The organism is Streptococcus sanguinis (assembly GCF_050222175.1).
GTDB classification, from domain to species: Bacteria; Bacillota; Bacilli; order Lactobacillales; family Streptococcaceae; genus Streptococcus; species Streptococcus sanguinis_M.
The window spans coordinates 1,296,898-1,310,625 of the sequence record NZ_CP071420.1 but is presented as its reverse complement, the minus strand read 5'-3'; the positions used below and the strand labels follow the sequence as shown (position 1 = coordinate 1,310,625).

The following is a 13,728-nucleotide window of genomic DNA, read 5'->3' as shown; positions in this document are numbered from 1 at the left end:
AAAGAAGCAGAAAGACGCAATCGCTTGCGTTTTTTCACTCTCATAGATATTTAACTCTTTTATAATTTGAAAAATATTTTTAAAATTGAAAATGAAACATTTTTAGTTGAGACAAAAAGCCGCAAAAAGAGTATACTAATCTGTATAGAAATCGGTAAAGGAGCTCTCTTATGATTGAATTTAAAGATGTCACTAAAGTTTATGAAGGAACGGTAGCTCTCAATCAGCTGAATCTGACCTTGCAAAGCGGAGAAATCGTCGGTCTGATTGGTCACAATGGCGCCGGAAAATCTACTACCATTAAGTCATTGGTCAGCGTCATCAATCCAAGCAGTGGACAGATTTTTGTAGATGGGAAAGAATTATCAGCTAATCGCTTGGAAGTCAAGAAAAAAATTGGTTATGTAGCTGATTCACCAGATCTATTTTTGCGCCTAACTGCCAATGAATTCTGGGAACTGGTAGCGACTTCTTACGATATGACAAATGCAGAAGTCGAAGAACGACTGGGCAATCTGCTCCATATTTTCGACTTTGGTTCTCATCGGTATGAGGTTATTGATTCATTCTCTCATGGGATGAGGCAAAAGGTCTTTGTTATTGCAGCTCTTTTGTCTGACCCGGATATTTGGGTGCTGGATGAGCCGCTGACTGGTCTTGATCCGCAGGCAGCTTTTGACCTCAAACAAATGATGCGGGAACATGCAGATAAAGGAAATACAGTTCTCTTTTCAACCCATGTCTTGGAAGTTGCAGAGCAGCTCTGTGATAAGGTGGCCATTCTCAAAAAAGGGAAATTGATTTTCTACGGAACGATTGAAGAACTAAAAGGCCAACATCCAGAACAGTCTCTTGAAACCATTTATCTTGGTCTGGCAGGCCGTAGAGAAGAGGTGAGTCCTGATGCGCATTAAAGCTATAAAAAAACTCGTTGATATCAACATCCTCTACGCCATTCAGCCGTCTCAGCTGCAGCAGTACCGCAAGATGCAAGCTAAGAATCCTGAGCGCAAGGTCAATGTATCGCTGAAGGCTATCCGCATGTATCTGATCTTAGGACTGGTCTATCTCTTTCTTTTCGGTTTGATGGGCTCCCTGAACCAACTGGTTGGCAATCCAGGTCTCTTTGCCAATTTGGTTTCTGCTTTTGCTCTCTTTTCTATGTCTCAGGGCTTTCTGGTTTTTTACAATGTCTTTTATGAAAGCAAGGACTTGCAGTCTTATCGCCCCTACGCTTTTAGCGAAGCAGAAATCATCGTCGGCAAAAGCATTTCAGTTATTCTGACCTTGCTGATTGCCATTTTGCCTATGCTCAGTTATTTCTTGGTTTTGGCTTTTCAAGGTGGCAATCCTTTCTTGGGCCTGCCCTTGGCTCTGCTTGCTATTCTGATTTTAAGTTCGGTCATCACCTTTCTGATTTTGATTGCCGTCCACTTTATTACCAAGACAGCATTTTTCAGAAAGTACAAGACCATCCTGTCCAATGTCATTCTGGCTCTTGTTTCCGTCGGATCCTTTTTCCTCTATTTTATGATTAATCAAATGAACAGCAGAAGTGTCATAAATCGTACAGAGGTCAAAGCTTTCTTCCCGCCAGTTCAAGCTTTTTATGATTTTATCCTTCATCCTTTTCATACAGCTTCCTTGCTGAGCTTTTTGGGATGGGTGGTAGTTGCGGCTCTTCTATTTTTCATCGTAAAGACCAAGGTGATTCCAGAATTTTATGAGGCAGCTCTCATGACGGGCTCTTCAGTAGGAAAGCGGGAGCGCGTGCATGACATCAATATTGCGGAAGCAAAAAATCTCAAAAAGTTTGTCTGGCGCTACAATATCAGGCTCTTGAGCGAGGGTTCTGTCATTATGCAGGCCATCTTTATGTCGGCCTTTCTCCCTTACATTGTCATTTTCAGTATGGGAATGGGGATGATACAAGGCGGCCTGTCTTTGACTTCTTATCTGGGACCACGTTTCCTCTTGCCAATGATGGCCCTGGCTGTTTTGATTGCAACACTAAACTCAGGCGGTAGCAACCTCACGGCTATTGGGATTTCTCTGGAAAGGGAAAATTTTGATTATCTCAAGGTTCTCCCCTTTGATTTGAAGCAATATATTCATCTGAAGTTTTGGCAACTCTTTGCCGTCCAGTCTATCCTGCCTCTGACCTTGCTTTTGATAACCAGCCTTGTTTCCGGTATGCATCCAGTGACTTTCTTGGGCATGGTGATTGTTTGGGCCTTGATTAGTCTAATGTGGAGTTCTTGGGGTTACTACCGAGACTACAAGCATCTGGTGACTAATTGGTCCAATGTCACAGAATTGATGAGCCGAGATAATAATATGGTGAAAACTCTCTTAGCCATCGCTCTGATTTTAGGAATGTTGATTGTCATTACTCTTCTCTTCTTTATATCCAATGTTCTTGCGCCTCTGGTAATTTATGTGATAGTCGCTCTAGTTTTAGCAGGCTTAGCTGTGTTGTCTTACATAGTCCACAAACACTACATGAAAAAGCTGAATGAAGAGCTAGTAGTATTTTATTAAACAAGTATCAGGAAGTCGAAAGACTTTCTGATTTTTTGACTGTAAAAATAACAGCTCTGTACATTTGCAGAGCTGTTATTTGTTTTTCTTTATTTTTTCTACATCCAGTGGCATGAAAGTTGCCATAACTCGACCGATAAGTTTAGGTTCTTCCTCATGCGGGATAAACTTATCACTGTATTTTTTATTAAGGGAAATCAGACGGATGCCGGATGGATCGTTGAAGACCCTTTTTATAATGGTTTGGCCGTCATAGTCAATAGCATAGATAGCGCCAGCAAGTTCGAAATGAGTCTGCTTGATTAGGGCTACGGAATCTCTCGGATACTTGGGCTCTAACGAGTCAGTTCGTACCCAAAGGGCAATATCGTAGTCAATTTCTCTGTCCAGCCAGACTAAATCAGCTTGTTCAGGCTTATGCTGAGAGAGATAGTAATTCTCATAGACCAAGTAGGGGAAGTAGTCATCCTTTAAGCTGGCTTGTGTTTCTTGCTCAGTCAGGCTAGCTTCTAGTAGCTTTAATCCTTTCTCCTGTCTATCTTGATCAAGTTGTTGATAAATACGATTTAAATCGGGGAATTGCTGAGGGATGTCTGCAATTAGTCGGTAACGAGGGTCAATTTCTTCAACCTCTACCTCAAAAAATCTTGCAATCTTTTCTAGATTGGCCGCGATAGGCAGAGATGTCCCTTTGATATAGCCAGTCAGTGTACTAGCAGGAATGCCTGTTTCACGAGATAGTTCGACTTGTTTTTTACCTGTTTCCTTGAGAAGTTCTTTGAGTTTTTTAGAAATGAGAAGACTTGCTTCCTTATCTTGGGGGCTTGCGGCGCCTCTTCCTCTGGCCATAACATCAACTCCTTTACTTGTTTCAATTATAGCGAATTAAATCGAAAAAGTAAAGGATTAGATCAATTATCTTAACCTAATCCTTTACTTTTTTAGATATTGTATTAAATTTCGTAGCCCATTAGGATTCCGCCTTCCTCAGCGTAGAAGCTGCAGAGTCCTGAAGTCGGCACCATTTCGATTTGAGCTTGGGGATACTTTTCTTGTACCAGTTGGCTAAATTGCTGGCAGAACTTTTCGTTATTGCGGTGAGCGATGATGAGTCGGCCACCCTTGTAACCAGCTTTGAGTAGCTCTTCGATTGCAGAAGCAAGAGCCTTTTTCGGACCGCGTGCCTTTTGCAGAAGCTCTAGCGTGCCAGTCTGGCTAGCTTCACCGACCATGCGGATATTGAGCAAGCCGACCACGGTTCCCAGAAGTTTGCTAAGCCGGCCGTTTTTGACCAAGTTATCTACCTTCGCCAGAACGAAGAGAAGCTTGGTTTTCTCTTGATAGCGACTAATGACTTCAACAACTTCATCAAAGGTGAGATCTTGCTGAATGAGTTCATTGAGTTTAGTCACAAGTAAGTCCACCTCGCCGCCAGCAGAAAGACTATCAATGAGATGAATCTGGGCATCAGGGTGTTCTTCTAAAAAGATTTTCTTAGCAACCTGTGCACTATTATTGCTGCCAGATAGAGTGCCTGTGATAGTCACCACAAAGATCTTGTCGGCTCCCTCAAAGCTTTTGAGGTAGTCATCTGGACTAGGGCAGGCAGACTTAGAAGCAGCAGAAGAAGCATACATCTTCTCCATCATCAGGTCAATATCAAGCTGCTTATCATCTATAAAAATCTCATTTTCCACTTGAATGGTCAAGGGAACACTTTCAAACTGGGTGTCTTTAGCTAAGTTTGCCATTTCACGAAAGTCACAGCCAGAGTCGGCTATAATTTTCCAAGTCATATTTTTCTCCTTTTTTGTCAAGTATGTACAATAAAAAAATTGACAAAAAACCTGTCTTTTTTTACAATTATAACATGAAGAATGCTTACTAGAAAGCAGAAACTGTCAGCTGAGACAAGAGGGAAGAAATTGTTATGTCGGAAAAGAAAATATCGGAAAAATCACTCGCGAATTTAAAGAAATACAATCAGGAATCCAATCAAATCACGAGAGAGTCTCTGGAAATTTCTCTCATGCAGTTGCTTGAGAAGAAAGAGCTAAAAAAAATCACGATTTCAGAGCTGGTTGAGCGAGCAGGGGTTTCCCGCGCTGCATTTTACCGCAATTATAGCTCTAAAGAGCAGATTCTGGAAGAGATTTTTAAAAACACTGTTCAAGGCATTACGGATAAATTGGAAGAGTTTAACTTTAAAACTGAGATGTATCAAATTTGGCTCTTCCTTTTTAAGGAAGCGAAGAAAGAGGCTCGGGTTATAAGCCTAGCTATTGACTATAATTTTGAAAAGTTGCTGACTCAGGCTGTGTTTGACTTTTTGGAAAAGCGCAATCGCAATGCTAAGAAAACGACTAACTCTTACATGAATTCCTTCTGGAGTTCGGCAGTTGTTTCTGTTCTCTCCAAGTGGATTAAGGACGGTATGAAGGTTCCAGCTGAAAAAATTGCCTCTCTGGGCTTACCTCTCTTCCCGCAGAAAAAGAAAATTAAATAAAACAAGTGAGTCACAACGGCTCACTTGTTTTTAGCTTCTGTAAGAAGCTGTTCAGTTCTTTTTGGTTCCTTAATTCGTAGAATTTCTGAGGAAAGGTTTGTCGGATTCTATTATATCTTGCCAGTGCTGTATGACGTCGGCCTTTCCAGAGAACCCAGCTGATAAATTCCCACTCAAACTTCTCTGGACAGCCTGGAGCCATGCTTTCTCTGGTCCGATTGCGGTATTTTAGATAGCGTTTAAAAGTTCGATAGAGGCAGTTCCAGCGAGAGAAGTTCAGAAAGATGATTTGGTCGGCTTCTGCCATCCGGCGTTCATAAAAACACCAAGAATAGTTGCCATCAATAATCCAGTCGGTATTTTTTGATAAAAAATTATCCATCTGTTCACTCATCCAATCACGGTCACTATCCTTCCATCCAGGTTGGAACTGCAATCTATCCATGTGAAGTTTGGGAATGGAGTAGTGGTGGGACAGTTGTACTGCTAGAGTGGATTTGCCAGAACCGGAATAACCGATAATTGCTATTTTCATCCTTTTCTCCTTTGTGTGAGAAACAAAAAAAGCTCCTGAGAGCTCCCTTTGTATGCATTATTTAGCAAGTTTAGCTGAAAGGCGTGCTTTATCGCGGCTTGCTTTGTTTTTGTGGATCAAACCTTTTGTTTCTGCTTTATCGATAGCTGAGCTAGCAGCACGGAAAAGTTCTTCAGATGGGTTTGCTTCAAATGCTTTGATTGCAGTACGCATAGCTGACTTTTGAGCTGAGTTTTTTTCGTTATGTTTCACGTTCAATTCAGCGCGTTTGATAGCTGATTTAATGTTTGCCAAGTTCTTTCACCTCCATTGAAAATACTAACTATCTAATTATATATGAAAAGTTAGGATTTGACAAGCTTTTTTATTTTTTTAAGTAAATTTCATCAATTTCATGATTTCCGGCTTTGTGCAGGATAATTTCTGCCCGATTGCGGGTTGGTTCAATGTAGTCTAGCAGGTTGACAAGGTTAATGCTTTTCCAAACATTATGGGCGAAGGTTACTACTTCCTCTTCTGATTGAGTGGTGAAGCGGTGGTAGTAGTTTTTGGGGTCGTTTTCAGCCAGCGTCAGCATTTTTTTAAAGCGATCCAGATACCAGTTTTCAATGTTTTCGACTTCTGCATCAACATAGATAGAAAAGTCAAAAAAATCTGTCATATAGAGGCGCTCGTTTTGAGGATTCTGGAAAACATTGATGCCTTCGACAATAACAAAGTCAGCAGCCTTTACCTCTTGCATTTCCTGAGGGACGATATCATAAGTTTCATGCGAGTAGACCGGAATTTGGAAATCCTGACCGTTTTTTATGCTGTCCAGAAAGGAAAGAAGCAGCTCCATATTATAGCTTTCTGGGAAACCCTTGCGGTTTAAAATGCCATGATCTTCCAAAGTTTTATTCGGAAATAAAAAACCATCTGTGGTAACTAGCTCGACTGTCGCATTTGAAAAAGTCCGAGAAAGTAAAATCTGCAGCAACCGGCTTGTGGTGGATTTCCCAACGGCCACACTGCCAGAAACTCCGATGATAAAGGGCTGTTTCCGGCTTTCTTTTTGCAGAAAAATCCCCTTGGAAAAAGCCAAGTCTTCTTTGGAACGCTTATAGATCTGAATGAGGTTAGTCAAGGGTAAATAAATGTCCGTCACATCCTGCAGGCTAATCTTGTCATTGAAACTCTTGATAGAGTTAAGTTCAGCCTGAGTCAGGGGCGGAGTTGTTTTGCGATGCAGGTTTTGCCATGTATGGCGGCTGATTTTTTCAAAATGAAGAAATTCGTTAGTCATAAGTTACTCCTGTATGATGGACTCTAGTATAACATACTTTTTGGAGAAATGAAAACGATTTACAATTCTAGGAAAATTATGATAAAATGGTTGTATGATTAAAATGTATTTTGCAGAAAATCCTGATGCCAAACATGATATTCATGAATTAAATGTGGAACTGTTAGGACAGCGGCTGACTTTTTTGACAGATGCTGGTGTCTTCAGTAAAAAAATGATTGATTACGGCAGTCGGGTCCTTTTGTCTGTCTTGGACTTTAAAGCTGGAGAACGGGTCTTGGATGTTGGATGTGGTTATGGGCCACTAGGTTTGACTTTAGCCAAAGCACAGGGAGTAACTGCGACCATGGTGGATATCAACCAGCGGGCCTTGGACTTAGCTCAGAAGAATGCTGAGAGAAATCAGGTATCTGCTCATATCTTCCAGTCAAATGTTTATGAAAAGGTCAGTGGCATTTTCGATCATATTATCAGTAATCCGCCTATCCGTGCTGGTAAGCAGGTTGTACATGAGGTAATCAGCGGGAGTTATGAGCATTTGACAGAAGGCGGTGATTTGACCCTTGTGATTCAGAAGAAGCAAGGAGCGCCCAGTGCCAAGTCGAAGATGGAAGCTGTCTTCGGTAATTGTGAGATTGTTAAGAAAGACAAAGGCTACTATATACTAAGGAGCGAAAAATAGGATGCGTGCTGTAGATATTATCCAAAAGAAGAGAGATGGTCTTGAGCTGACCAGTCAGGAAATCCAGTGGCTGATTGAGGGCTATGTGGACGGGACTGTGCCAGACTATCAGATGGCGGCCTTTGCGATGGCTGTCTATTTTAAAGGCATGACGACTCGGGAAATTTCTGATTTAACCATGACAATGGTTGGAACCGGTGAACAGTTTGACTTGTCAGAAATCTCGGGAATAAAAGTAGATAAACATTCTACTGGCGGTGTTGGTGATAAGGTAACTCTGGTCTTGGTACCATTGGTAGCTAGTTTCGGTGTGCCTGTTGCTAAAATGAGTGGCCGCGGTCTGGGTCATACTGGTGGAACAATTGATAAATTAGAATCTATTAAGGGATTTCAGGTAGAGCGCAGTCAGCAAGACTTTATCAAGCAGGTGCAGGAAATCGGCTTGTCCGTTATCGGTCAGTCTGATCAGTTGGTGCTAGCGGATAAGTTGCTCTATGCCTTGCGAGATGTAACAGCAACTGTTGATACCATTCCGCTGATAGCTAGCTCTGTTATGAGTAAGAAAATTGCTGCTGGTGCAGACAGTATCCTTCTGGATGTGACGGTCGGTGAAGGCGCCTTTATGAAAAATATTGATGACGCTCGTGTACTAGCACGTACTATGGTAGATTTGGGCAAGGCTGTCGGCAGAAAAACAGTAGCTGTTCTGACAGATATGAGTCAGCCTTTGGGAACCAGCATTGGCAATCGTCTTGAAATCTTGGAAGCCTTGGATATTTTGCAGGGCAGGGGTCGTGAAGACATCACAACTTTCATTTGTGAGTTAGCTCAGATTATGCTCGGACTGGCAGATGTTGAGAAAACGGTGGAAGAAGTAAGAGAACAGCTGACCAACGGTGCTGCTTTGAAGAAATTTGAAGCTATGGTTGTAGCTCAAGGTGGTGACTTGGAAGATCTCTATCGTCCATCAAGTGCAGCTCATATTATAGAAGTGAAAGCAGAACAGGCAGGCTATATCACTGAACTGCCTGCTATGGAGTTCGGACTCTTTGCCATGAGACTTGGAGCAGGACGCGCGGTCAAATCTGACGACTTGGATTATGAAACTGGAATTGTTTTCGAAAAGAAAGTCGGAGACAAGGTCGAAATTGGAGAAGTTTTCGCAAAAATTTATTCAAATGAAAAAATTTCTCAAGAACTAGTTACAGATTTTCAAAAAAATGTTAAAATAGGTGATGAAAGCGTTGCAGTAAGCGAGATTATCGAGGTTATTGCTTAATTCTAGGAGAAGCCAACATGAAATTAAACAAATACATAGACCATACGCTTTTAAAACCAGAAGCGTCAGAAGAGCAGGTTCTGAAGTTAATTGAAGAAGCAAAAGTTTATGATTTTGCCAGTATCTGTGTTAATCCAACCTGGATAGAGTTTGCTGCGGAGCAGTTGAAAGGCTCAGATGTCAAGGTTTGTGTGCCAATTGGTTTTCCTTTAGGAGCCAACGCTTCCGATGTGAAAGCTTTTGAAACCAAGGACGCAATCCAAAAGGGTGCGGGCGAAGTGGATATGGTCATCAATGTCGGCGCTCTGAAGTCTAAAAATTACGATTTGGTAGAGCGAGACATCCGTTCGGTTGTAGAAGCTGCTAACGGTACCTTGGTCAAGGTAATTCTGGAAACTTGCCTACTGACAGATGAGGAGAAGGTTAAGGCCTGCCAACTGGCTCAGAAAGCTGGAGCTGATTTTGTTAAGACCTCTACAGGGTTTTCAACTGGCGGTGCGACAGTTGAAGATGTTGCCCTCATGAGAAAAACAGTTGGTCCTGACATGGGCGTCAAGGCTTCTGGCGGTGCTCGTTCTTATGAAGATGCGCTGGCCTTTATTGAAGCAGGTGCGACTCGTATCGGAACTTCGGCCGGAGTGGCGATTATGAAGGGAGAAGAATCTAGTGGCGACTACTGAGTTGATTGACTTGGCTGTCCAAGCAAGCAAAAATGCTTATGTTCCCTATTCTCATTTCCCTATCGGAGCGGTTTTAGTCGCTAAAGACGGACGGGTATTTACCGGCGTTAATGTTGAAAATGCCAGTTTTGGTCTGACCAACTGCGGAGAGCGGACAGCTATATTTAAGGCGGTTTCAGAAGGAGCTTTAGACTTCGAGGAGCTGATTGTCTATGGTGAGACGGAAAAACCCATATCACCTTGTGGTGCCTGCCGCCAGGTAATGGCAGAATTTTTTTCTGAGGATCTAAAAGTGACCTTGGTCGCTAAAGATAAATCGACGGTCGTGATGACGGTCAAGGAATTACTTCCATATTCTTTTACAGATTTAACATAAGTCTGTTATCGGTCATCTGACCAAACTCAAACTTGCAACTGTGTTGCACATCTTATTTAGGAGGTTCAGAAATGAACAAAAAACAATGGCTAGGTCTTGGTCTAGTAACTGTCGCAGCATTCGGACTTGCTGCATGTGGAAACCGTGCTTCTCGCTCAGATTCTTCAAACGCGAAAACTGATTTGAAGGCTGCTATCGTAACTGATACTGGCGGTGTTGATGATAAGTCATTTAACCAGTCTGCATGGGAAGGTTTGCAAGCTTGGGGTAAAGAAAACGGTCTTTCTAAAGATAATGGTTTTACTTACTATCAGTCTACAAGTGAAGCGGATTTTGCGAATAACTTCAGTCAAGCAGCTACAAATGGCTATAAATTAGTTTATGGCGTTGGTTATAAATTAGCACCTGCTGTTACAGCTGCTGCTGATGAAAATGCTGATATTAATTATGTTATTATTGATTCTGTTATCAAAGACAAGAAGAATGTAGCATCTGCTGTTTTTGCTGATAATGAAGCTGCTTATCTTGCAGGTGTTGCTGCTGCAAAAACTACTAAGACTAACAAAGTTGGTTTTATTGGAGGGGCACGTGGCGAAGTTATCACTCGTTTTGAAAAAGGCTTTGAAGCAGGAGTGAAGTCTGTTAACAAAGATATTTCAGTTGATATTCAATATGCCGAAGACTTTAATAATCCTGAAAAAGGAAGAACTATTGCTGCAACCCAATATGCCGCAGGGGCTGATGTAGTTTATCAAGCTGCAGGTGGTACTGGAGCAGGTGTCTTTAAAGAAGCAAAAGACTTGAATGAGAAGAAAAATGAAGACGAAAAAGTTTGGGTAATCGGTGTCGATCGTGATCAAGCTGAAGAAGGTAAATATAAGTCTAAAGATGGCAAGGAATCTAACTTTGTACTTGCTTCCAGCCTAAAACAAGTTGGCAAAACTGTTCAAGAGATTGCTACTCAAACAGCTGATGGTAAATTCCCGGGTGGGAAAGTAATTACATTTGGTTTGAAAGATGGTGGAGTTGAATTGACAACTTCTAACCTATCTGAAGATGCTAAAAAAGCTGTAGAAGATGCTAAGAAACAGATTATTGATGGTAGTGTAAAAGCACCTGAAAAATAATAAAGATCCAGAAGCGACCCAACCTTCTTGGGTTGCTTTTTTAGGGTATTGAGACATTTTGTCTCAATAGAACCTACTAACTTGATTAGTAGGCTCTACTGAAATAAAATATAATTTTCTAGAAAGGAATACTCTAATGGCACATGAAAATGTCATTGAGATGCGTGAGATAACCAAAGTTTTTGGTGAATTTGTCGCAAATGACAAAATCAACCTACAACTGCGTAAAGGTGAGATTCATGCACTTCTTGGTGAAAATGGAGCTGGGAAATCTACCTTGATGAATATGTTGGCTGGTCTATTAGAGCCAACTAGTGGAGAAATTTTTGTCAACGGAAAATCGGAAAAATTGGATTCTCCTTCTAGGGCTGCAGCTCTCGGAATAGGAATGGTTCATCAGCACTTTATGTTGGTTGAAGCATTTACTGTTGCTGAAAACATTATTCTTGGTAGCGAAATAACGAATAAAGGTGTATTAGATTTGAAAAAAGCTAATGCAGATATCCTTGAATTATCAGAACGCTATGGCTTAGCTATTGACCCAACAGCTAAGGTTGAAGATATTTCTGTTGGTGCCCAACAACGTGTAGAAATCCTGAAGACCCTCTATCGTGGTGCCGAAATTTTGATCTTTGATGAGCCAACGGCGGTATTGACCCCTGCTGAAATTTTGGAATTAATGGATATTATGAAAACTCTTGTTAAAGAAGGGAAATCTATTATCCTGATTACTCATAAACTAGATGAAATTCGAGCAGTAGCGGATCGTGTCACAGTTATTCGCCGTGGAAAATCAATTGAAACTGTTAGCATTGAGGGCGTTTCAAATAAAGATTTGGCTGAAATGATGGTTGGGCGCTCGGTTTCCTTTGTTACTGAAAAGGAAGAAGCTAAACCGAAAGACGTTGTACTTCAAATTTCTGATTTGATAGTGAATGAGAATCGTGGTGTACCAGCTGTTAAAGAGCTTTCTCTTGATGTTCATGCAGGTGAAATCGTAGGAGTTGCTGGGATTGACGGTAACGGTCAGAGTGAGTTGATTCAGGCTATTACAGGACTTCGAAAAGTAAAATCAGGAAGTATTAAAATCAAAGGAAGGGAAGTTGTAGGACTTTCTCCACGAAAGATTACAGAAATGCAAGTAAGTCATGTACCTGAGGATCGTCATCGTGATGGTTTGGTACTTGAAATGATGCTTTCTGAAAATATTGCTCTCCAGACTTACTATAAAGAACCGCTCAGTAACAAAGGTGTTTTGAATTATAATCAAATTAATTCATATGCCCGTAAATTGATGGAAGAATTTGACGTTAGAGCAGCTAGTGAACTTGTTCCAGCAGGTGCTTTGTCAGGGGGAAATCAACAAAAAGCTATTATTGCTCGAGAAGTTGATCGTAATCCAGATCTATTAATTGTCAGTCAACCTACTCGCGGATTGGATGTTGGTGCGATTGAGTATATTCATAAGCGCTTAATTTCTGAACGTGATAAAGGAAAAGCCGTTCTTGTTGTCAGCTTTGAATTAGACGAAATTCTTAATTTATCAGACCGTATTGCTGTTATTCACGATGGAAAGATTCAAGGAATTGTAAAGCCATCTGAAACTAATAAGCAAGAGCTTGGTATTCTCATGGCTGGTGGAAAAATCAAGGAGGCTTCTAATGGATAAAAAAACACAGCAAATTGCTATTCCTTTTATTTCAGTTCTTTTAGGAATCTTACTTGGCGCCATCATCATGTGGATTTTTGGTTATGATGCCTTGTGGGGTTATGAAGAGTTGTTCAAAACAGCTTTTGGTTCCATTAAAAATATTGGAGAAATTTTCCGAACCATGGGTCCTCTAATTTTGATTGCTCTTGGGTTTGCAGTGGCTAGTCGTGCTGGCTTTTTCAATGTTGGTTTACCTGGTCAAGCTTTGGCAGGTTGGATTGCAGCTGTTTGGTTTGCCCTATCTTTTCCAACCATTCCTCGTTTTGCAATGTTACCGCTGACTGTCCTTGTAGCAGCAGTTGCCGGTGGTTTAATCGGTTTAATTCCGGGTTTGTTGAGAGCATTTTTAGGTACAAGCGAAGTTATTGTTACCATTATGATGAACTATATTGTTCTTTTTGCTGGAAATGAAATCATTCGGAATTTCCCTAAAAAACTAATGGTTGATTCCGAATCAAGTATTCCTGTTTCAGCAAACGCTAGCTATCGTCTAGACTTTCTTACAGAGCTTACTAAGTCACGTATGAATATTGGAATTTTCATTGCTTTTATTGCTGTCGCTGTAATTTGGTTTATCATAAAGAAAACCACACTTGGATTCGAAATTCGCTCAGTAGGTCTTAATCCAAATGCTTCAGATTATGCAGGGATGTCGGCGAAACGTACTATTATTCTTTCAATGGTGATTTCTGGAGCTCTTTGTGGTATTGGAGGAGCAGTTGAGGGTATAGGTACTTTCCAGAACGTTTATGTTCAAGCAGGATCTCTGGCTGTTGGATTTAATGGTATGGCAGTTGCTCTTCTTGCTAGCAACTCTCCTATCGGAATCATTTTTGCTGCGTTCTTACTTGGAACATTGCAAACTGGTGCGCCTGGTATGACAACAGCTACTATTCCTCCAGAACTTGTCAATATTGTAACAGCTTCCATTATCTTCTTTGTAAGTGCTCACTACATTATTGAAAAATATATCAAACCTAAAAAACGAATGAAAGGAGTAGAGTAA

The 13,728-nt window shown here is 41.1% G+C and carries 15 protein-coding genes; 10 read left to right on the top strand and 5 right to left on the bottom strand.

The window, feature by feature from the left end; genetic code table 11:
• Positions 1-170: 170 nt before the first annotated feature.
• A complete protein-coding gene (locus tag J1C91_RS06595) occupies positions 171-914 on the top strand; it encodes an ABC transporter ATP-binding protein (RefSeq protein ID WP_002909889.1) in 744 nt (247 codons plus the stop codon).
• On the top strand, positions 904-2,541 hold the full coding sequence (locus J1C91_RS06590) for a hypothetical protein (RefSeq protein WP_002909888.1): 1,638 nt from the start codon (positions 904-906) through the stop codon (positions 2,539-2,541). The genes J1C91_RS06595 and J1C91_RS06590 overlap by 11 nt, the downstream gene beginning before the upstream one ends.
• Positions 2,542-2,616: 75 nt before the next feature.
• Here the strand turns inward: J1C91_RS06590 and J1C91_RS06585 are convergent, their stop codons facing one another.
• Both J1C91_RS06585 and J1C91_RS06580 read right to left on the bottom strand, forming a co-directional pair.
• Positions 2,617-3,390 (bottom strand): XRE family transcriptional regulator, encoded by a 774-nt coding sequence (locus tag J1C91_RS06585; RefSeq protein ID WP_002909887.1) that lies wholly within the window; start codon positions 3,388-3,390, stop codon positions 2,617-2,619.
• Between the two features lie 104 nt (positions 3,391-3,494).
• Positions 3,495-4,337: a DegV family protein gene (locus tag J1C91_RS06580; protein WP_125438791.1), complete on the bottom strand. Its 843-nt coding sequence runs from the start codon at positions 4,335-4,337 to the stop codon at positions 3,495-3,497.
• Positions 4,338-4,471: 134 nt separating this feature from the next.
• Between J1C91_RS06580 and J1C91_RS06575 the strand changes: the two genes are divergently transcribed.
• Positions 4,472-5,047 carry a TetR/AcrR family transcriptional regulator gene (locus tag J1C91_RS06575; RefSeq protein WP_002895666.1) on the top strand — a complete coding sequence of 192 codons (576 nt, stop codon included), beginning with the start codon at positions 4,472-4,474 and terminating at the stop codon, positions 5,045-5,047.
• 10 nt (positions 5,048-5,057) lie between these two features.
• Here J1C91_RS06575 and J1C91_RS06570 read toward each other — a convergent pair whose 3' ends face one another.
• The 3 genes from J1C91_RS06570 to coaA form a co-directional block, all read right to left on the bottom strand.
• Positions 5,058-5,582, bottom strand: coding sequence for a DNA topology modulation protein (locus tag J1C91_RS06570; RefSeq protein ID WP_125438789.1), 525 nt, complete (start codon positions 5,580-5,582; stop codon positions 5,058-5,060).
• 57 nt (positions 5,583-5,639) lie between these two features.
• The gene (gene rpsT, locus J1C91_RS06565) at positions 5,640-5,876 is read right to left on the bottom strand and encodes a 30S ribosomal protein S20 (RefSeq protein WP_002895661.1); all 237 of its coding nucleotides are present in this window, start codon (positions 5,874-5,876) and stop codon (positions 5,640-5,642) included.
• Positions 5,877-5,946: 70 nt separating this feature from the next.
• Positions 5,947-6,867 (bottom strand): type I pantothenate kinase, encoded by a 921-nt coding sequence (gene coaA, locus J1C91_RS06560; RefSeq protein WP_002895656.1) that lies wholly within the window; start codon positions 6,865-6,867, stop codon positions 5,947-5,949.
• Positions 6,868-6,961: 94 nt separating this feature from the next.
• Here coaA and J1C91_RS06555 point away from each other — a divergent pair, with 94 nt between their 5' ends.
• The 7 genes from J1C91_RS06555 to J1C91_RS06525 all read left to right on the top strand — a co-directional run bounded on the left by J1C91_RS06555 (position 6,962) and on the right by J1C91_RS06525 (position 13,728).
• Complete coding sequence (locus J1C91_RS06555; RefSeq protein ID WP_002909880.1) at positions 6,962-7,549, top strand: class I SAM-dependent methyltransferase; 588 nt, start codon at positions 6,962-6,964, stop codon at positions 7,547-7,549.
• Between the two features lies 1 nt (position 7,550).
• Positions 7,551-8,828, top strand: a complete 1,278-nt coding sequence (locus tag J1C91_RS06550) for a pyrimidine-nucleoside phosphorylase (RefSeq protein ID WP_125438787.1) — start codon at positions 7,551-7,553, stop codon at positions 8,826-8,828.
• 17 nt (positions 8,829-8,845) lie between these two features.
• Positions 8,846-9,508, top strand: coding sequence for a deoxyribose-phosphate aldolase (gene deoC, locus J1C91_RS06545; RefSeq protein WP_125438785.1), 663 nt, complete (start codon positions 8,846-8,848; stop codon positions 9,506-9,508).
• Entirely contained in the window at positions 9,495-9,884 is a 390-nt protein-coding gene (locus J1C91_RS06540; protein WP_002897690.1) for a cytidine deaminase, read from the top strand. Before deoC ends, J1C91_RS06540 begins: the two co-directional genes overlap by 14 nt.
• 71 nt (positions 9,885-9,955) lie before the next feature.
• Complete coding sequence (locus J1C91_RS06535; protein WP_002906684.1) at positions 9,956-11,011, top strand: BMP family lipoprotein; 1,056 nt, start codon at positions 9,956-9,958, stop codon at positions 11,009-11,011.
• Between the two features lie 136 nt (positions 11,012-11,147).
• A complete protein-coding gene (locus J1C91_RS06530) occupies positions 11,148-12,680 on the top strand; it encodes an ABC transporter ATP-binding protein (protein ID WP_427151627.1) in 1,533 nt (510 codons plus the stop codon).
• Positions 12,673-13,728: an ABC transporter permease gene (locus tag J1C91_RS06525; RefSeq protein ID WP_002909876.1), complete on the top strand. Its 1,056-nt coding sequence runs from the start codon at positions 12,673-12,675 to the stop codon at positions 13,726-13,728. Before J1C91_RS06530 ends, J1C91_RS06525 begins: the two co-directional genes overlap by 8 nt.

Coding starts and splice junctions, on each gene's coding strand:
- J1C91_RS06595 (WP_002909889.1), top strand. CDS start 171: ATGATTGAATTTAAAGATGTCACTAAAGTTTATGAAGGAACGGTAGCT.
- J1C91_RS06590 (WP_002909888.1), top strand. CDS start 904: ATGCGCATTAAAGCTATAAAAAAACTCGTTGATATCAACATCCTCTAC.
- J1C91_RS06585 (WP_002909887.1), bottom strand. CDS start 3,390: ATGGCCAGAGGAAGAGGCGCCGCAAGCCCCCAAGATAAGGAAGCAAGT.
- J1C91_RS06580 (WP_125438791.1), bottom strand. CDS start 4,337: ATGACTTGGAAAATTATAGCCGACTCTGGCTGTGACTTTCGTGAAATG.
- J1C91_RS06575 (WP_002895666.1), top strand. CDS start 4,472: ATGTCGGAAAAGAAAATATCGGAAAAATCACTCGCGAATTTAAAGAAA.
- J1C91_RS06570 (WP_125438789.1), bottom strand. CDS start 5,582: ATGAAAATAGCAATTATCGGTTATTCCGGTTCTGGCAAATCCACTCTA.
- coaA (WP_002895656.1), bottom strand. CDS start 6,867: ATGACTAACGAATTTCTTCATTTTGAAAAAATCAGCCGCCATACATGG.
- J1C91_RS06555 (WP_002909880.1), top strand. CDS start 6,962: ATGATTAAAATGTATTTTGCAGAAAATCCTGATGCCAAACATGATATT.
- J1C91_RS06550 (WP_125438787.1), top strand. CDS start 7,551: ATGCGTGCTGTAGATATTATCCAAAAGAAGAGAGATGGTCTTGAGCTG.
- deoC (WP_125438785.1), top strand. CDS start 8,846: ATGAAATTAAACAAATACATAGACCATACGCTTTTAAAACCAGAAGCG.
- J1C91_RS06535 (WP_002906684.1), top strand. CDS start 9,956: ATGAACAAAAAACAATGGCTAGGTCTTGGTCTAGTAACTGTCGCAGCA.
- J1C91_RS06530 (WP_427151627.1), top strand. CDS start 11,148: ATGGCACATGAAAATGTCATTGAGATGCGTGAGATAACCAAAGTTTTT.
- J1C91_RS06525 (WP_002909876.1), top strand. CDS start 12,673: ATGGATAAAAAAACACAGCAAATTGCTATTCCTTTTATTTCAGTTCTT.